Genomic DNA, 18,984 nt, shown 5'->3' on the forward strand with positions numbered 1-18,984 from the left:
GATTAACGTTGTCGTTACTATCATATTTTGTCGTACCTGTTCGACCGTTTGTCTTTAAAGTATAACCTGGATAGCTGTCTGTTAAGCCATTATACTGCCTGATGTGCCGGTTAGGGTCACGTCAGGAATGGCAATCCCCTTATCATCGACAATTGGATTACCTGAGGCATCCACAAATTTGACGATTGCTTTTTGAACGTCAGGTGTGTAGAGGTACTCGATTGCTGTCTTAGCGTTTTCTGTTGCATTGGGTGTAAAGACAGACGTTACCGCATTCGCGTCTGCGACTGTTGTTGCCTTTTCAGTAGCATTGACTGTCATGCTCTTGAAGGTGTAACCGGCAATTGGTACAGCGCCACTTACTGGAATCTTCGCATCCGTTTGCCCGTTAATAGTACCTGTTACTGTACCCGTAGGGACTGCAGCGTTTAGGTCATTACCATTTGCACTTGTTGTGTAATTGACCGTTGCTTGGGTCGTTTGTGCTTGATAGTAGAAATAGATGTCTGGGGTTACCAGTTGACCATTCACTGTCGTCCACATGACTGGTTGGCTGTTGGTGTTGTCTAAACCAGCCTTAACTAAGTCATAGCCTTGTGGTGCGTCGACTGCTTTTACAGTTGTAGGCGCTTGATTACTGAAACCATTCAACGTGATTTCACCCGGGGTTAACCCAGGTATTGTTTGACCGCTAAGGCCACCGCCTGCATACAGATAATGAACATTGACGGTTTGTGCATTGGCTTTGTAGACAAATTTGACTTCGTCAGGTTGTGTTGCGCCACCACCAGTAAAGATAAGATTTAACAGGTTGGCAGTTTTATCTATCACACCAGCCGCCGTCGTATATTCGATATGGTCGAATGTATAGCCTGCCATTTCGACCTGGCCACTTGTTGGAATCGGCTGGTCTGTCGTGCCACTTGCATTTAGGGAAACCGGTGTGGCTGCATATTGGGAAATATCCTTACCAGCCTCATCCACGTATTTCATAGTCGCGACATTATTTTGATTAGCGGTGTAAGTAACTGTGATATTTGAATTAATTAATGTACCGTCTGTATTAATCGCAAAGCTTGGATTAACACTTGTCACATTTGGTGTGTAGCCTTGAAGAGTTGGCACTACAATTGGTTTTGCCACATCAATTGGTGTATTATCCAGATTAGTTGTATAGGTTGTCCCGTTGGTCACACCATTGGCTGTTGTCACGACTTGTGAACCAGCTGCAAAGTCAGCGTCTGCGACTGGACCATTTTTAGAGGAGCCATCATTTTGATCATAGACATAATTGATCGCCACGCTTTGCTTAGAAGGTTTGTAGTAGATGTCGAGGTCATCTGCACCTGACGTATAAGGCATAGTTGTGGTTGTTTTTGCGGGTTGTGTTGTTGAATTAGTTGTACCATAAATATAGTTGTTAAACGCATAACCTGGGATATCAAAGGCACCACTGTAAGTAAAATTAGAACCTGTTAAAACGTCAGTTGTTAAGATTGGATTCTTATTATTAGCGTGGATGAGGTCGATTAAATTATCATTAGCAGTCGTCAAATACTGAATTTTAATTTTATTTGTAACTGGTGCTACATAGTAGTAATAATCTGCTTTCGTCAGGTTACCATCAGTACCTGTTGTCCAATCAATCGTTTGAGCTGTGGGGCTGATTTTCCAACCATTTGGAACACTTGGTAATGTATCAAGCGTTCCTGGCGCATTACTGTAACTAGTAACAGTTTTCGCTGGTAAGCCTGGTACATCGTCACCATTATTCGAGTTATTAGGGGCATTGGGGTCATTCTCAATTGGTGTGCCGTTATAAGTACCATTATAACCTGGTGGCAATTGGAAAACATAATGCACTGTAACTTGCTGTTCATCAGGCACATAAATGACTTCTAACTTATCAGGGTTAGCCGTCGCATCGAAAGGAACTAGACTAATGTCAGGAACCTCCACACCGTTAGCCGTCCGAGATTCAATAGAATAGCCTGGGATAATCGGTGCAGAAACACCAAGCGGCTGGTCGGTCACCCCAACAGCAGTCGTCGCTGCGCCACGCGTTTGACTTGATGTTGCTGGCACAAGATGAGTAAAATCAGGATTACCATTACTATCTCGACTTGCAATGAGATAGGAAATTTCAGCATTCTGATTATTAGCTGTGTAAGTCACGTCTATATCCGATGTTACCAATTGTCCATTTGGCGTATTATTTGCTTGAATGGCAAAATCTGGTGTTACTTGTGACACACTAGCTGTGTAACCTGGAATCGTCGGCACATTAATCGACGCACCTATTGTATTAGACTTACCAGTTGCAGAATCTTGCGGTGTTACCCCACCAAAATCAGCTACTGGCACTTCACCATTTTTCGGTGAATCATCATCACTGCTATATAAATAGTGAATTTTCACCTCTTGGTCATTCGGCGCGTAGACAAATTCTATCTTGTCTGTTCCAGTCGTATAAAGTGCCTTGCTCAAATCAGCAAGATCGACATTTGTACTGCCATCGTTATACTTAAACCCTACGAGGGTATAGCCCGACACACTTGGACCAGTCGTCATAATGACACCGTCTGTATAGCCATTCTGACTGGTTGGATTGCTACCGATATAAGGCGTAAGGGTATTGCCTGATTCATCCACATAAGTAATCGTTGCAGAATCAGGACTTGCGCTATACGTCACGGTAATCTCGGGCTCCGTCGGACTACCATTACCATCCACCGTAAATTTCGGCGTGATAGTCGTCACATTTGGCGTATAACCTGGAATCGTTGGTACCGTAATTGGTGTCGTAGTCGCAGCTGAATTGACATCTGTCTTATAAGATGTCCCATTTGTCACACCAACCGCTTTTGTTGGTACAGCTTGACCACTTTCAAAATCACCAGACGGCACCGGACCATTTTTAGGCGCACCATAAACGTAATTAATATTAACCGTTAGAGATTTCGCTGTATAACTAACAATAAAGGTCTGAGGTTCACTATCTGTTGTGCTCGTACCATTTGCCGTCGCGTCATAAACACCGTCAGCAGCCAGCGCATCAGCAAGAGTGTCATAGCTCTTGTTATTCGGCGCTAACACTTGATAACTATAACCAGGTCGTGCAAGATCGCTATCTGTTTTGAGGAAACTAATAGCTTGCGCCGTCACCCTATTTCGAGTATCGACCGTTTGCGCACCCGCTGGGTCCGTCGCATCCGTTTGCAAAATCGCGGTTTGACTACTTGGCGTGTAGCTGACCGTAAAGACCTGCGGATTACTGTCGGCCTGACCACTCGCAATCGTATTGTTGTTGTAAGTCGCATTGGCTGCAAGGGCTAGCGCCAATGTCGGATAACTAGCAGAAACCTTGTCACCATTTGAGTTAGTGTAGCTGACCGTAACATTGTAATTGTAGCCAGCTCTTACCAAATCATCATCGGATTTGGTAAACTGAATCGTACTTGCAGTCGGACCTGTTACCGTTCGATAGGTTAAACCACTCGCATTTGCAGGGTCTGAATTATCAGTTTTCAAAATAGCAGTCTGTGTTTGTGGTGTGTAGGTTACGTTATAAACTTGCGGTGCTGTATCGCCGTCACCATTGTTATAAACTGGACTACTTGCATTTTTATTACTAGTGCTATCGTAGTCACCCTCAATGTTTGTTACCACCTTACCACTTGCATCAGTAATGGTATAGTCATAGCCAGGACGTGCGAAACTATCGGTTGACACACTATAACTTTGGGCTGTTCGACCATCTTGATAAAGGGTTGGTGTATTTTTCGGGTCATGAATAAAGTTAACCTGAACACTTTGGATATCACGCGCCAAATACACGATATAATCCGTTGTACCTGGTACGAAAGTTAAGCGTTTTGCCGTGTCTCCACCATTTAACAAATCATTGTCATTTGTCAAACTAGCTAGGGATGCCCCCATTGGGTCAAGACTCCAACCACTTGGTACATTGATGTTACTTGCCGATACACCGAAGGTTTGGATGCTACCGATTGCACCAGTTACGGTTTGGGTAGCTAGACCTGGGACAGGATTGGCTGTGAAGGTGTACTTGCCAGTCTCATCATAGGTTGCCTCGTTAAAATGGATAGCGTGCGTGGCATTGCTTGCGGCGTAAGTTACAGTATAGGTGATATTAGCACCATCACTTGTAAAGCTAGAAGGCAGGGTGCTACTTGTATAACTCTTGCCATTGCTATCAGTGATAGTCCAAGTGTAGCCTGAAATATCTGGAACAGATAGCGAGTAAGTACCGTCTGTTTTAGTATCAATGGTGACACTCTTTGGTAGACTAGGCGCTGTGTATGCGACCGTGTCTACTGATGTACTAGATGCAACATCAGTATGCGTGTCCGTCGCATAGGTATAGTTAACCAAAACACTAGCATTTCTTGGTGCATAATCAATCGTATAATCTTGCGGCGAGCTATCAGTTGTTGCTGCACCATTATTCGTCTTATCATAGATAATAGTAAATTGACTATTTGAGAGACTGACGACATTACCGTCAGGGCCTGTGACCGTTGCGACATAACCATTAATCTGAGGCACACTAACGACTTGAGTCCCACCTGTTACGCCAGTGTAAGGCGCGTTGTTCATACCCGCTAAGGTATTTTTGCCGTTCGTCACACCCTGACCACTTGGTGCATTTGTAACTGTAATGTCAGCTTGTTGGACATCTTTAGTATATTGGTAGACAATCGCAGCTTGATAATTCGGGACAAGACCACTTGCCATATTCGTCATATCATCCCAATTCCAGTCAATTTGATAAGGAGGTGTTTTGTCTTGGGTTGTTCCATCTGGTCTATCACTCCAATAGTAACCTGACACATGGTAACCAGCTGGAATAACACTAATCGTTTGTAAATCAGAGGTTTGCTTGTCTGTGGTCACGACACCACCGCCTGTATTGCCAAATAAGGCGTAAAAACCAAATCCCTCTTGGGTGGTTTCGTTTCTACCACCTGTTTGACTAGCAAAACTGCCTGGTAGCGCAGTCAAAGCCCCGATTGGGCTACCGCTGCTATCGACTTGTTGAGAATAATAGTTAACTTGTGCTTGCCAACCAGAATAAGTCACATCAATCACAATTGATGTTGCACCAAATGAGCCTGCAGGGACAGTCGTCATGACTTGTGAGGGACCACCATTAATTGACACATTAGAAGAATAGCCAGAAATTTGCGTGATTGGTATGGCATCATAACTACCATCGGTCGTACCTGAAATGGTGTTAAATGATGTAGAACCGTCAGGATTAGTATAGTTGACTGTGATAGTTTGCGCATTTGCGACATAGTTCACGGATACATTTTGTGGGGCGTTGTCAATATTACTTGTACCATTACTTGTATTATCCGCGACAATCCCCGTAATCTTATTACTGGTTTTTTGTTTACCGTCAGGATAAGTAATGACAGCCGTATATCCGTCAATCGTCGGTACAGTGATATCACTAAAAATCGTATCCGTTGTACCAAGACACGTTTTTTCGTCACTAGTCAACTGACTGTTGAGATTATGTCCGCCTGGGAAAATATAGTTGACGTTTAACTGTTGCACATCTGCCGTCGCTGTTAAGCTATAATTTTGCGGCGTTTTATCACTTGTCGCTTGCAAATTATTGGTAGCATCAAAATTACCTGAAATAGAGGCTAACGGTAAAGCTAAGCTAGCGTCACTAGGGTCTTTCGCACTAATTAAATGATAACCTGGCGCAGGTAATCCGAGTAAGTCAAAACTATAACTCTCCCCTGTCAAACCTGTTTGGGTCAAGGTTATCGGTGTCTTAGCGTTGTTATCATAATTCAGCGTGACATTGGCCTCTTGATAGTCTTTAGCGATTTCAAAAAGTAGGGTTGCTTTATCTTTCCCCTTACTTTCACTACTAACATCATTAGCCGAAAGGGCGCCTGTTGGCAGAGGAGTAGTCGTTGCACTACCGTCTTTACTCCAATAAACTTTACCTGTTAAGTGATAACCATCAGGTATGACACTACTTGCTTGTAGTTTAGGCGTTTCCGCATCGGGCGTCGTTGTGACATCTGTTACAAGACTTGACGTCACCGCTTGACCTATCGTTGGTTGGCTAGGCGTCAAACTATCACTTGATTTTAGCTCACTCGCATGCGTCGTATCCACATTACCAGCAGTCGTCACAATCCCATAGTTAATCGCCACATTATCTGCTGTATAAGATACAACAAAAGGTTGAGCTGTCGCATCTGTCGTCACACCATAGCCATTCGCATCATCATTATAATTAGGATTAGCCGCAAGTGCATCCGCTAACGTATCATACGACTGATTATCTGGACCCGTTACCGTATAGGTATAGCCAGGTGCAGTCAAGTCTTTGTCTGTTGTCTTGAAAGTAATCGGCTGATTTGTCGCACCAGAATTGGTCATATCCGCACCATCTATGCTAATTGGTACAGGCACACCAGGTGTCTTGGAAACAGCAGTAAGCGGAGCTGACTGATAATCACCTTGATACTGAATGTTCAAGGTATTACCAGGCACCGTTGTCCCATTATTAATCGTATCAGACCCCACTGTAATATCTGTTGTCCCGCTAGGCACAAGCGAATAACCTTGGAAACTTGGTGCCGTAAAAGCATAAGTATCCGTTCCTGCATTAGCAGAGCCACCAGTAATCCCAATCGTATCCGTAGTATTGGCTACAAATTTCGTGGCAGGTCGCAACTGTTTATCGTTTTGGTCAAGATAGTTAACAATCGTCGTCCCAGTCCCTAACTCAAGTGTAAAGTTAGTAATGTGAGTCCCCATTTGGGTATAAGCAAGGTTATAACCTGCCATGACACCAACAGACATTGAGGTATTCGTCAGGTTAATCGTTCTTGTAAAAGTCTGTAGTGAACTTGTGGTGACTTTAACAGTTATCGTTCCAGTATTATCATCATTATAGACATAGTTGACTGCAACTGGTGCAGTAAGGTCAGGAGCACCACCTGAGCCTCCCCATTTATTGGCATCTTTTCCCGAACTTGTTGTGACACCATTCAAGGTACTAATCGCTTGCTGCTGGTCAGTCGTCGAATTGGCGGTATTTAAAAGACCGTTTGCCCCAGTACTACGCCAACCCATGACCTGATTACCCATTTTATAAAGTGCTCCGGGATTAACACCAAGTGACGAGTCACCAAAACCAACAGGTGTATAATTGCCCGAGTTAGAATCTTGAGATGAGCTATTATTATAAAAATCAATCCCCCAGTTTAATGAGTTAGGCAAGCCGTTAAGTCCCAAACCGCCTCCAAATTGTTTGGTACCACCTGCAGTTGCAAGCTGAGTAGGCGCTGTTGGTGATAAGACCAGACCGATAAAATCCCCAACACCATAACCGCTTGCTAATCCACCTGAATTTAGCCGAACAAGGTCGAGAGTGAAATTGAAAGTCCAATCCTTAGTCATGTCAATCTGTTGATTGAAGGCAACGGCACCAGTTTTTTATTGATATCATTTTGGGTTGGGGTCAATATTGTATAATTTGTCCCATTAATCGTTTGGTTATGCGCCAAATCAGCCGTACCAGTACTGCTAACCGTAAAAGCACTCTGATAATTACTATTATCATAAGTCGCCGAATGACTTTCACCCACCTGAGTCGTATCTGTCACATTATCAATCGTTGGTGTTGTTACTGCAGCAAAAGGAACGATACCCAAGGCTGGTTTAGCAGTTTGAGGTGTCGTGAGTGCGTTATTATACAGTGTCGGAAAATTTGACGTTACAAGACTATCATCTGCCGCTACATTTTTTTCAGCAAAAGACAGACCAGGAACAATCGTCGCAAAAATAAGACCAGTCACAACCCATCTTTTTTTGACTTTACGTAGCACAAACCGCTTTTTATAGTCAGCCCCCGCCCTTTTTAATGTTCCTCTCTTCATAATCGATGCCTCTTTCTTCATAACTCTCATTAAACAGAAAAATAAGTTCATATTTATTTTTTTATTTTTAATTATATAGCAACCATTTGGTCACCTTATCACTTTAATTTTAGCACAAAACCTTATTTTTCTCTATTATTCAACCTTATTTTTTATCAATAAATGACATTAATCCCTTATTTTGTCATAAGACAAGAAAACCAACTCTAATTTTTCTAGCAACAATTTATTTTGGCTCACATTTTCTAATTTTACGACAAAAAAAAGAACTCGCAAGATCTCCTCGCTAGTTCTTTTCAATACGGACTTCCGTCCCTTTCTCTACTTGACTAGTAATGCTGACTGTCAACTCCAACTTATCCATAATACCTTTGGTTAGATAGAGCCCAAGTCCTGTTGACTTTTGATTATTGCGCCCATTGTAGCCGGTAAAACCATGCTCAAAGAGTCTGGGTAAATCCTCAGGTAAAATACCAATGCCTGTATCTTTAATTGTCATATTATCATCGAATTGAATCGTGACACCACCTGTTTTGGTATATTTAACCGCATTATTAATGAGCTGCTCAATCGCAACTGATAGCCATTTTCTATCACTTGTCAGCTGCCATGAGCCAGAAATACTGACCGACAGATTTTTCATGATAAACTGATTGGCATATTTTTTAATCATATCACGTGTGATATCTGCGACATCAAAGGTTTCAAATCGAAAATCAGTCGATGTATTTTGCAAGCGCAGATAGCTCAAGAGAATATTAAGATAGTTATCCAGTTCTAGTAATTGATTTTGAACACCCGATTGTGTCAGTTGATTTGTTTGCGCCATCAAGTCGAGCGCTGCCAATGGCACTTTCATCTGATGCGTCCAAAGCTTGGTTAAATCTAATAAATCCTTGTCGAATTTTAACAGTTCTTGATATTTCTCCTGACTCCATTGCTCAAGGTCAGTAATCAGCCGCTGATAATCTTCACCAATCAAAGTCGAATCAGGAAATCTTGGCAAGTTTTCCACGCTAGTTCTGGTTAGAAACTGGTGAAGTTGGATAAAGCGATAACAGGCGAAACTCTGATAAATCACAAAAATCAAAGTCGGCAGTAAAAATGCGACTTTAAAGGCGGTTAAGTCTATTTCTTGTAAAAACAAAACGAGCGCAATCATGCCTTCAGTGAGTAAAAATAGCGCAATTTCACTCGATTTCTCCTGACAAAAACGGGCAATAAGCCGTAAATAAGTCATCATTTAATAACGTACCCCACGCCACGAACGGTATGAATATGGTCGAACTTAACTTGCAGTAATTTTTTGCGGAGGCGACTCATGTTAACGTTGAGGGTATTATCATCGATAAAGTCATCACCTTCCCAGAGTTTTTTGAGCAGGTCGTGTTTATCGACAATATTCCCCGCCTGCTCGAGCAATGCCTTCAAGATGATTGTCTCTGTTTTAGTCAAGCTGACCTTTTCTTGTCCGTCCGAAAAATTACCGTCTAAATCTAGCGTGAAACGCTCAAAACTTAAATGGTTAACTTGTACTTTTGTCCGTCTTAAAAGCGCGTTAATTTTAGCAATTAACACCTCGACAGAAAAAGGTTTACTGACGAAATCATCTGCACCCATATTCATCGCCATCACAGCATTCATCTCATCAGATGCCGAAGAGATGAAAACAATCGGCAAATCATTGGTTTTCCGAATTTCAGTTGTCCAATAAAAACCATTAAAATAAGGCAGTGTGATATCCATCAAGACCAAATCAGGTTGGTATTCAGCAATCTCAGCTGCCACCGCTCGAAAATTCATGACACTCGTGACCTGAAATTCTTCTTGAAGTCTCTGACGCAAGAGCTTAACAATCGTTTCATCATCTTCAACGATAAAGATTTTATTTTTCATACCCTTATTCTACCAAAAATGTGAGAATTGTGGCAGTTTAAACTGAAAGACAAAAAAAACACCCCAAAATCAGGGGTGTCAATGGTAGCAACTTATGGGCACCTCTAAAAACTCAAATTTACCACTTTTGGCTAAATTTACCTATCGCGTCGTTATTGCTCCACACCTTACAGCAGTAAGCTTTGTCGCAATGCCTAGCGCTAGAAAAATTTATCTCAAAAGTTATCAAAAGCAGTTTTTAGAGGTGCCCTTATCTTTCAACGATGCGATAATAAATTTTCGATGTTTTACGATAAATCAGATAATAGATAACTGAGATAACTAGAATCGTAATGAAGCTGACACTAGCAATCATGCCGATGTCAGTGATACCAAAGATATTAATTAATTTAGAAATCATCACAAAGGCTGCTGCAAAGTGGATGATGCTGACAATGATTGGCATGAAGAAGACGATTAAGACTTGTGAATCAATTGATTTTTTAACTTCTTTTTTAGTCAAGCCAACTTCTTGTAGAATACGGAAACTGCGTTTGTCCTCAGCACCTTCTGAAATCTGTTTGTAGTAAATAATCAAGGCGGCACCTAGGATAAAGGTAAGACCAAGCATAAAGCCGATGAAGAGGAAACCACCAGTAAATTCCATGATACCTTCTCTACTTTCCTTCTCAGTTGAAACAATGACTTTATTGGGTTGGTTGACATCATTAGGTGCTTTTTTACTCAATGCCTCACGTTCTTTAATAGGTAAGTTGATGAGGATTTCTGTACTAATAGGTGTTGTGAAGTCAACAACGTTTGGATTGTCTGGATTATTTTTAATCGTATCTTGATTATTGAGGTCGTTTAATTTTGTAAGTTCTTGCTCATCAGAGACAACAAAGACGAACACATCAAAGACACCTGGGAATTTAGGTAGGTTTTTAAGTGACGGTACTTCTTTAACAATCTCTAAATTTTCACCAAACCAGTCAACTGATTTGACATCTCTATCACCAAATGCTTTATAAAGGACAACTTGATTAGGAGCTAACTCTGGTAACTCATTACCCAATTTAACCATATCGTCACGAGTGACAAATCTTATTACCGAATAGTCATTCATTTTTGCATTTTCAGCTGGTAATACTGCTTTTTTATCAGCCCCAACACTAAAGTTTGTCATGACCATAAATGTCGAGTATGGTGCAACTTTTGTATGATCTACGCCATTTTCTTGGATAAAATTGTTTAAAGCTGCTTTATTTTCATCAATATTTTTTCCGGTATAGCTAATATTTGTATTCTTCGGAAATTGTTCTGCTACGACTTTTTGAACACCGACATAGAGCGCAACAGACGTCGCAAGTGTGACAAACGTCATGGTCACGAGAATCGTGATATTGGCAAGGCCAACTGCATTTGTTTTCATGCGGTAAAGCATGCTGCTAGTCGTGATAAAATGTTCAGGTTTGTAATAGTAGTTTTTATTGGCTTTCTGACGTTTCAAGACAAAGATTGTTACGCCAATATAGAGTAGATATGTTCCTATAATAACTAGGATAACCGCGATGAAAAATTTCATCAAGGCCTCAATTGGTCCTTGAACGCTAAGCGCTAGGTAATAAGTAACAGCAAGCATCACGATACTTAGGATAGACATGACTAAACGACCACGAGGTTCGCGCTCGCTGCGTGTATTATCTTTCAGTAAACTGATAGCTGAGTTACGTTTAATAGTCATTATCGCAAAGAGCATGAGTAAGGCAAAAATAGCTGCAAAGACAAGCAATGTTAACAAAATAGCTTGAAATGATACTTTTAAGTTAAAGTAGTTGCCACCGATAAGATGAACAAAAATCAGATAGAGAAACTCTGAAAAAATCAAACCAAAAGCAGTACCCGCAATCGCTGTTACGACAAAGGTCATTAATAATTCCCAGAATGAAATCGTCGCGATATTGCGCTTATTTAGACCTAAAATATTATAAAGGCCAAATTCTCTCGTCCGTTGTTTGAGTAAGAAACGATAACTATAACTAACGATGATGATTGAGAACAAGACAATAATGACAAGGCCAAATTTCATCAATGTTCTGACAGCATCAGCACCTTTTAACTGGTCTAAACTTTTTGAAAAAGCAATGTTTGACAGAATTAGAGTAATCGCAAACATAGAAGTCGTTGCAAGTAAAAATGGTGAAAAATTAGATAAGGACTTCCGAATATTTTGAAAAGCTAGTTTGAGATAGAACATTATTCACCTCCTAACAGGCTCGTAATCGCTGTCGTAATGTCCCGGTTAAACTCATTATTAGATTTACCAGCTCGGTAGAGTTGGTGGAAGATTTGACCATCTTTAATAAATAGAACACGACTAGCGTGACTAGCAGCCAGACTTGAGTGCGTCACCATGAGAATTGTTTGACCTTCAGCGTTGATTTGCTCAAACAATTCAAGCAAGCCATCTGAATTTTTAGAGTCAAGTGCCGCTGTCGGCTCATCCGCTAAAATCAATTTTGGATTTGTAATCAAAGCACGCGCGACAGCAACACGTTGTTTTTGACCACCAGACAACTCAAAAGGTTGTTTATCTAGTAAATCCGAAATGTTGAGCTTAGGTGCTAAAACTTCCAAACGTTTAGCCATTTCATCGTATTTATAACGACCCAAAACAAGTGGTAAGAAAATATTATCACGCACGCTCAGCGTATCAAGCAAGTTGAAATCTTGGAAAACAAATCCCAAATGATCACGACGGAACTCTGCTAATTGTTGCTCCTTAATCGTGCTAATTTTTTTACCTTCTAAAACGACTTCACCACTACTTGGTTTTTCTAATGTGGCTAAAATATTCAACAGTGTTGTTTTACCACTACCACTTTCACCCATGATAGCGATGAACTCACCTTCTTCAGCAATAAAATTCACATCGCGTAAGGCTTGTGTTTTTTCCTTTGAAAAACGAGTTTGGAATGTTTTTTCTAAATGATTGACTTCTAAGAACATTAGTTTATCTCCTTTAAGATACTAGCTTTAATTTTTGATTTTTCGACTTCTTTGTAACCGGTCACGCCTTTGGTTTTGTTAACCGTTAATTCTAAGTAGGCACCTTTTCTAAGATTGTGGTCAGCCGTAAACTTAGTTGCTTTCTTAACGTTACGTTTATTAACAGCAGGTAACTCATAATTATACGTTGTATAAACACGACCACTACTGTCTGAGTCTTGTGTCGTTACACCATCTTGTGTAATCTTCACATAGTAAGCATCGCCCCCATAACTCTTTTTATAAACCATGTAGAGCTCACCGCCGATAAGCGCAAGCACAGCAAGAACCGCTAATAATTTTTTCATTGTAACTCCTTTTATTTAAGTTATTGAAACTCATTTATTTTCCTCTTGACACTCTTATTATCGCACACCACATCATCACCTGTCTTACACCTCACCATTTCTTTCTTACGAAAATGTAAGTCAGAGGAATTTTAGGCGTTGCTATTAAAAAAAACAACAGATAATGAAAGCTCTGTTAGTTTATATGTTTGTTATTACATCTTATAGACCTTATATTTCCCCAAACGCTTAACTGTAATACCAAGTTTTTCAAGCGCATGAATCAAATAAAGATAGTTTTCAGAAAACTGGGCATCGATAAGAAAGAAATACTCCCCTAGGAAAGTTTTTAACGGACGAGACTCTATCTTGGTCAAATTAATTCCAAAGTCCGCAAAAATTTGCAAGGCTTTATAAAGTGCACCGGGTAGATTATCCGAAAGCGTAAGAGCTAATGTCATCTTCTCTGTTTCAACTGGCAGTGGAATTTGTGGTGTTGTATGACCCAATAACCAAAACCGTGTGAAATTTTCATCAATTTCTTGAATGTCTTGAGCTATAATCGTCAACCCATACTCCAAACTACTAGCAACTGGCGCAATTGCCGCATAATTTTTGTCAGGATGTTCCGCGACAAATTTCGCTGCATAAGCCGTACTATCAGTACTTTCTATTTTGGCGTCAGGAAAATATTGCTGCACATATTTCAGCGATTGCGCAATCGCTTGGGGATGAGAAAAAATTTTCTCAATCTTTTTGTCCGCACTCGTCGCCATGAGCTGTTGCTTGATTGGTTGGATGATTTCAGCCTGAGCCCGAGTGTCATCCGCTTGTAAAAAGAGATAGTCGACGGTCTGGTGGACACTACCTTCAATCGAATTTTCAACAGGGACAATCGCAAAGTCAACTAAATCTTGCTCATAACTTCTGATGACCTCAGTAATTGAGTCAAAGGCGATGAGTTGATGACTGCTATCTGGGAATGCCGCACGAGCTGCCGCGTAAGTGAAGGACGCTTTAGGACCCAAAAAACCAATTTTCATCGTCGAATTTCCTTTATAATTTCCTCAGGTGTTTTCCCTGAAATAGTGATAATTTGGGTCGCAATCTCTTCATATAAGGGCGCACGAGTTTCAAAGATTTCTTGGAGTTCCTCTCGTGATTTATCGATAAATAACGGTCTAACATTTGTCGTATCCATAGAGATTTGCTGATAAAGGGTATCAAAATCCGATTTCAGATAAATGATTTCTGCCTCGGCATTACTTAAAATACGGCGATTATCGTCAGATGTGACAATGCCCCCACCCGTTGCAATCACACCTTCGTTTTGTGACAATTCTTCTAAAACTTGCGATTCAATTTCTCGAAAAGCACCTTCGCCTGCCTCAGCAAAAAAAGTCGAAATCGGCATACCGATACGCTCAACGATAACATAATCCATATCAATAAAATCTTCAGCTAATAATTGGGCAATGGTTGTCTTACCAGACCCCATAAAGCCTATCAAAAATGTCGTCATCTATCTCTGTTTCCGTTCTTTTCTGGCGATCATCCTGTTTTATAATCATACGTGTCACATGACAACATCATTTTAGGAGTCACCTTATTTTTTCTTCTTCTTGCCTTTTTTCATTTTCTTCTGAGCACGTTTCATAGCAGCAGTCATGGCCATTTTCCCAACTTTACCTTTGAGACCGCCACCAAACATGGCGTTCATATCAGGCATACCTGCACCGCCCATATCACCAAGAGCACTCATATCTGGCATTCCGCCTGGCAAATTTGGCATTTGACCACCCATACCACCGAGCATGGCGCCCATATCGCCATTCATCAAGCCACTCATCATCTTTTTAGACTCGTTAAATTGCTTGATTAGTTTATTAACTTCTATAAAAGTATTACCTGACCCAGCAGCGATTCTACGACGACGTGACGGTGTTAAAATATCAGGGTTGGCGCGTTCTTCTGGTGTCATGGATAAGACTGCCGCACGTTTTCTGGCAATATCTTTTTCGTCTACCTTGATATTGGCAGCGCCTGGAATCTCAGACATACCTGGAATCATTTTCATGATTTCATCCAAAGGTCCCATTGACTGAACTTGATCTAACTGCTCGATAAAATCGTTAAAATCAAAGGAATTTTCACGCATTTTTTCTGCCATCTTAGCAGATTGCGCCTCATCAAATTGACTTTGTGCTTTCTCGATTAAAGTCAGCATATCACCCATGCCGAGAATACGCGAGCTCATGCGCTCAGGATAGAAAACTTCTAAGTCAGTTAACTTCTCACCCGTTCCGACAAATTTAATTGGCTTACCCGTGATTTCTCGGATAGATAATGCAGCACCGCCACGCGTGTCACCATCCAATTTGGTAATGATAACACCAGTAATTTCCAATGTTTCATTGAATTTCTTAGCGACATCAGCTGCGACTTGACCAGTCATAGCATCAACAACCAATAGAATTTCAGTCGGTTGTGCCAAATCTTTGATTTGTACCAACTCGTTCATCAATTTTTCATCGATTTCAAGTCGACCAGCCGTATCAATTAAGACATAGTCATTGCGCTTTTCAGCCGCCAAAGCCAAACCATGACGAACAATCTCTACTGGATTAACGTCAGTGCCTTCGTCATAAACCGGTACATCGACTTGACTACCCACTGTTTTCAACTGCTCTATTGCCGCAGGCCGGTAAACATCGGCTGCAATCATTAAAGGTCGTGCGTTTTCAGTTTCTTTCAAGCGTTTGGCTAATTTCCCTGCAAAGGTTGTTTTACCTGCACCTTGGAGACCTGCCATCATGATGATTGTTGGGATTTTTGGTGACTTAGCAAGCTCTGCTTCCCCACCACCCAAGATTGCTGTCAATTCTTCATCAACGATTTTGATGACTTGTTGCGCCGGTTGCAGAGCTTCAGAAACTTCGACACCAATTGCACGTGTGCGGATATTTCTGATAAATTTCTTGACAACTGGTAGCGCGACATCGGCCTCTAGCAATGCCAAACGGATTTCTTTGGTAATTTCTAAAACATCATTTTCAGTGATTTTTTTCTTACCGCGTAAGTTTTTAAAAACGCCTTGTAATCGTTCTGTTAAATTTTCAAATGCCATAATTTTTTATGATGAGTTATACTCAATTAAGCAAATAAAGCGAACATTTTTGGCTATTTCTCGTCACTTCTTCGTTGACAAGTCTTGACGTACACCTGTATGCCTACGCCTCGTCGCCTCAAATTGACAAAAAATATCTCAAAAATATTGTACACTTTCTTTACTTAAATGAGTATAAAACTTCCTATCTCCTATTCATTTTCTAAACTTTGTAAAATCGTGATTTTGTCAACCAGATAAGTATCATCCGCATATTTTGCTAAAATTTCCGCAAAAATTTGCTCGCGTACGATATAATCAGAATACATATGTAACTTGGTCTCATATGTTTCCAAGACCTTCTCTGTGCGCTTGATGTTGTCATATACAGCTTGCCGACTGATATTATACTCTTCTGCAATTTCTGCCAGAGAATAATCATCTGCATAATAAAGCTCGACATAGTTCATCTGCTTTTCTGTTAGCAAGGTCGCATAAAATTCAAACAGTGCATTCATCCGATTGGTTTTTTCAATTTCCATTCCTCTATTATACCATATATAATCTCTCTATACTATCTTGTATTACGCTAAACACCCAATACATAAGGTCTTACAGGCAGTTTTTTATGACTATAAATTCCTAAGCACCTGTTGTTATATTGGAAAAACTTTGAAAGAGTCTAATATTTGTGACGAGTCTACTTAAAATCTTCAAGAGTAACCTAGTGATTATCTATATTATATTTAACGCAATCGGATAAACTTTATTAAAAAAATGGTAAAATAAGAACGAAGACATCTATCAATTTATCAACCAAGACACTAATCTCTGAATTAGTCATTAATAGGGAGTATTTATGACAAGCTTAAGAACAAACTTTATGAAAACTTTTAAATTTATCAGTTCCGCAAGGCTCTATTATCGTGATGTCTTATTGATGCACGTATTTTTATTATTCATTTTAACACCGTTATTAACACACCTCACACGTTTTATTCTTAATCAAGGAGAAATCAGTTATATTTCTTATGATAATATAGGCAATATTCTTCAGCATCATGCCTTAATCTTCGTTAGCTTAATTCTTGTTCTGTTTCTACTTTTAGTTTCCGTTTATTTTGAATTTACTTTCTTACTTTTGACTGTTTTTTTTATTGAGCAAAAACAAAAGATTTCACTTAAAGCGTTAATCAAAGGAACATTTCTTCAAATCAAAAAAATAAAAGGCGGAGCTCTTGTTTTTTTCCTCTTCTATTTCTTTTTAGTTATACCTTTTGTTGGCATGAGCTTTAACTCTGCACTCCTTGCAAAATTCAGAATACCTGTTTTTGTTTTGGATGTCATTTTTGAGAATAAATTTTTATATCTCGCACTCTTTATTTTGTTCTACCTGTTATTAATCTATCTGGCTATACGACTTATCTTTACACTGCCCGGAATGATTCTACATGACCAATCCTTCAAACAAGCGTTGAGTTTAAGTTGGAAAAAGACAAAGAAAAATGTTCTCAAAATCCTTTTTCAGTTTCTCATAGTTTCAGGAACAATCACTCTCATTATGGGGCTATCCCAAGCGTTTCTCCTTTTTATCCAACATGGCATCGAGGTTTTTCTCCCCAACATTAGCCTAATCTCTGCTATTATTATTATGACGATACTTCAGCTTCTTTGGCTGATCAATATTGTGCTCACTACAGTCAGTATTTTCTTCATTATTATAAATTATATGAAAGAAAATGATTTTTTACTTGATAGCTTGAGCTGGTTCTCACCAACTTATGACCATGTAAATTCGCTCAATAAAAAAATTCTGAAAGATGTCATTATTGGGTTCCTTGTCCTCTGTGTTGTTGTTTTCATAGGCAAAACAAACGCCGATTTTCTTACCTCCACTTCTTCTTCAACACCTTTAGAAGTTTCTCATCGAGGTGTCGACAATAAAAATGGTGTTCAAAATTCAATTGAATCGCTGAAAAAGACAAGTCAATCCACACATCCTGATTATGTTGAAATGGATATTCAAGAAACTAAAGACCATGAATTTGTTGTTTATCACGATTATAATCTTAAAGCTTTAACTGGAACTAATAAAAAACCTAATCAGCTCACACTTTCGCAGCTTACAAAACTGAATGCTCATGAAAATGGACAGACTGCTAAAGTTGTTTCATTTGACCAATACTTAGAGTGTGCACATCAACTCAATCAAAAACTTATGATTGAAATCAAACCAACAAAAGATGATAGTCCTGAGATGCTTAATAATTTCCTAAAAAAATATCAAGAAAAAATAATTGGTAATGGTCATATCATACAGTCGCTCTCTTATGACATCATTGAAAATATAAAGGAACTTGCCCCTAATATTACTGCAGGATACATTATGCCTTTTAGTATAATTGGTACCCCAAAAGGAAAAATGGACTTCTTTACAATTGAATATACAACTTTAAATTCCAAATTTATAAAATCAGCCCATGCTCAAGGTAAACAAGTTTTCGCATGGACACCTAACGATGCCGATACTATGTCTAGAATGGCGTTCTATGGCGTAGATGGTATTATTACTGACCAAATGCGTATTCTAAATGAAACTTTAAAACATAACGCACCTCTAAATTACTCTGACCAGCTTTTCTTTTTTACAATAGGAATGGGCTAATCTAATTGTAAAATACTTTAAAAAAAAGCTATCAGTTTTTCATGCTGATAGCTTTTTTTCATTTAA

12 protein-coding genes are annotated in these 18,984 nt (G+C 39.8%); 1 reads left to right on the forward strand and 11 read right to left on the reverse strand.

The features are described 5' to 3' along the window. Positions 1 to 81 precede the first annotated feature (81 nt). The 11 genes from HZR21_RS07150 to HZR21_RS07200 form a co-directional block, all read right to left on the reverse strand. Complete coding sequence (locus HZR21_RS07150; protein WP_180747053.1) at positions 82 to 7,458, reverse strand: beta strand repeat-containing protein; 7,377 nt, start codon at positions 7,456 to 7,458, stop codon at positions 82 to 84. Further along, positions 7,455 to 7,937 carry a KxYKxGKxW signal peptide domain-containing protein gene (locus tag HZR21_RS07155; protein WP_180747054.1) on the reverse strand — a complete coding sequence of 161 codons (483 nt, stop codon included), beginning with the start codon at positions 7,935 to 7,937 and terminating at the stop codon, positions 7,455 to 7,457. Before HZR21_RS07155 ends, HZR21_RS07150 begins: the two co-directional genes overlap by 4 nt. A gap of 286 nt (positions 7,938 to 8,223) precedes the next feature. Continuing rightward, positions 8,224 to 9,180, reverse strand: a complete 957-nt coding sequence (locus HZR21_RS07160) for a sensor histidine kinase (protein ID WP_180747055.1) — start codon at positions 9,178 to 9,180, stop codon at positions 8,224 to 8,226. After that, positions 9,177 to 9,833 carry a response regulator transcription factor gene (locus HZR21_RS07165; RefSeq protein WP_004261704.1) on the reverse strand — a complete coding sequence of 219 codons (657 nt, stop codon included), beginning with the start codon at positions 9,831 to 9,833 and terminating at the stop codon, positions 9,177 to 9,179. The genes HZR21_RS07160 and HZR21_RS07165 overlap by 4 nt, the downstream gene beginning before the upstream one ends. Positions 9,834 to 10,083: 250 nt before the next feature. After that, the gene (locus HZR21_RS07170; RefSeq protein ID WP_180747056.1) at positions 10,084 to 12,069 is read right to left on the reverse strand and encodes an ABC transporter permease; all 1,986 of its coding nucleotides are present in this window, start codon (positions 12,067 to 12,069) and stop codon (positions 10,084 to 10,086) included. Then, positions 12,069 to 12,821, reverse strand: coding sequence for an ABC transporter ATP-binding protein (locus HZR21_RS07175; protein ID WP_180747057.1), 753 nt, complete (start codon positions 12,819 to 12,821; stop codon positions 12,069 to 12,071). The genes HZR21_RS07170 and HZR21_RS07175 overlap by 1 nt, the downstream gene beginning before the upstream one ends. Then, entirely contained in the window at positions 12,821 to 13,168 is a 348-nt protein-coding gene (locus HZR21_RS07180; protein WP_180747058.1) for a YxeA family protein, read from the reverse strand. The genes HZR21_RS07175 and HZR21_RS07180 overlap by 1 nt, the downstream gene beginning before the upstream one ends. 194 nt (positions 13,169 to 13,362) lie before the next feature. Next, positions 13,363 to 14,190: a prephenate dehydratase gene (gene pheA / locus HZR21_RS07185; protein ID WP_180747059.1), complete on the reverse strand. Its 828-nt coding sequence runs from the start codon at positions 14,188 to 14,190 to the stop codon at positions 13,363 to 13,365. Then, positions 14,187 to 14,669 (reverse strand): shikimate kinase, encoded by a 483-nt coding sequence (locus HZR21_RS07190; protein WP_180747060.1) that lies wholly within the window; start codon positions 14,667 to 14,669, stop codon positions 14,187 to 14,189. The genes pheA and HZR21_RS07190 overlap by 4 nt, the downstream gene beginning before the upstream one ends. Before the next feature lie 84 nt (positions 14,670 to 14,753). Continuing rightward, positions 14,754 to 16,274, reverse strand: a complete 1,521-nt coding sequence (gene ffh, locus HZR21_RS07195) for a signal recognition particle protein (RefSeq protein WP_180747061.1) — start codon at positions 16,272 to 16,274, stop codon at positions 14,754 to 14,756. 191 nt (positions 16,275 to 16,465) lie between these two features. After that, positions 16,466 to 16,795, reverse strand: a complete 330-nt coding sequence (locus tag HZR21_RS07200; RefSeq protein WP_004261715.1) for a putative DNA-binding protein — start codon at positions 16,793 to 16,795, stop codon at positions 16,466 to 16,468. A 317-nt stretch (positions 16,796 to 17,112) separates the two neighbouring features. Here HZR21_RS07200 and HZR21_RS07205 point away from each other — a divergent pair, with 317 nt between their 5' ends. Beyond that, the gene (locus HZR21_RS07205) at positions 17,113 to 18,918 is read left to right on the forward strand and encodes a glycerophosphoryl diester phosphodiesterase membrane domain-containing protein (protein ID WP_180747062.1); all 1,806 of its coding nucleotides are present in this window, start codon (positions 17,113 to 17,115) and stop codon (positions 18,916 to 18,918) included. Positions 18,919 to 18,984 lie beyond the last annotated feature (66 nt).

The sequence above is a fragment of the Pseudolactococcus laudensis genome (assembly GCF_013449735.1).
GTDB classification, from domain to species: Bacteria; Bacillota; Bacilli; order Lactobacillales; family Streptococcaceae; genus Pseudolactococcus; species Pseudolactococcus laudensis.

What these genes read in the sequence shown, in the direction of transcription:
- HZR21_RS07150 (WP_180747053.1), bottom strand. Translation starts at nt 7,458, where the DNA reads ATGACTAAGGATTGGACTTTCAATTTCACTCTCGACCTTGTTCGGCTA.
- HZR21_RS07155 (WP_180747054.1), bottom strand. Translation starts at nt 7,937, where the DNA reads ATGAAGAGAGGAACATTAAAAAGGGCGGGGGCTGACTATAAAAAGCGG.
- HZR21_RS07160 (WP_180747055.1), bottom strand. Translation starts at nt 9,180, where the DNA reads ATGATGACTTATTTACGGCTTATTGCCCGTTTTTGTCAGGAGAAATCG.
- HZR21_RS07165 (WP_004261704.1), bottom strand. Translation starts at nt 9,833, where the DNA reads ATGAAAAATAAAATCTTTATCGTTGAAGATGATGAAACGATTGTTAAG.
- HZR21_RS07170 (WP_180747056.1), bottom strand. Translation starts at nt 12,069, where the DNA reads ATGTTCTATCTCAAACTAGCTTTTCAAAATATTCGGAAGTCCTTATCT.
- HZR21_RS07175 (WP_180747057.1), bottom strand. Translation starts at nt 12,821, where the DNA reads ATGTTCTTAGAAGTCAATCATTTAGAAAAAACATTCCAAACTCGTTTT.
- HZR21_RS07180 (WP_180747058.1), bottom strand. Translation starts at nt 13,168, where the DNA reads ATGAAAAAATTATTAGCGGTTCTTGCTGTGCTTGCGCTTATCGGCGGT.
- pheA (WP_180747059.1), bottom strand. Translation starts at nt 14,190, where the DNA reads ATGAAAATTGGTTTTTTGGGTCCTAAAGCGTCCTTCACTTACGCGGCA.
- HZR21_RS07190 (WP_180747060.1), bottom strand. Translation starts at nt 14,669, where the DNA reads ATGACGACATTTTTGATAGGCTTTATGGGGTCTGGTAAGACAACCATT.
- ffh (WP_180747061.1), bottom strand. Translation starts at nt 16,274, where the DNA reads ATGGCATTTGAAAATTTAACAGAACGATTACAAGGCGTTTTTAAAAAC.
- HZR21_RS07200 (WP_004261715.1), bottom strand. Translation starts at nt 16,795, where the DNA reads ATGGAAATTGAAAAAACCAATCGGATGAATGCACTGTTTGAATTTTAT.
- HZR21_RS07205 (WP_180747062.1), top strand. Translation starts at nt 17,113, where the DNA reads ATGACAAGCTTAAGAACAAACTTTATGAAAACTTTTAAATTTATCAGT.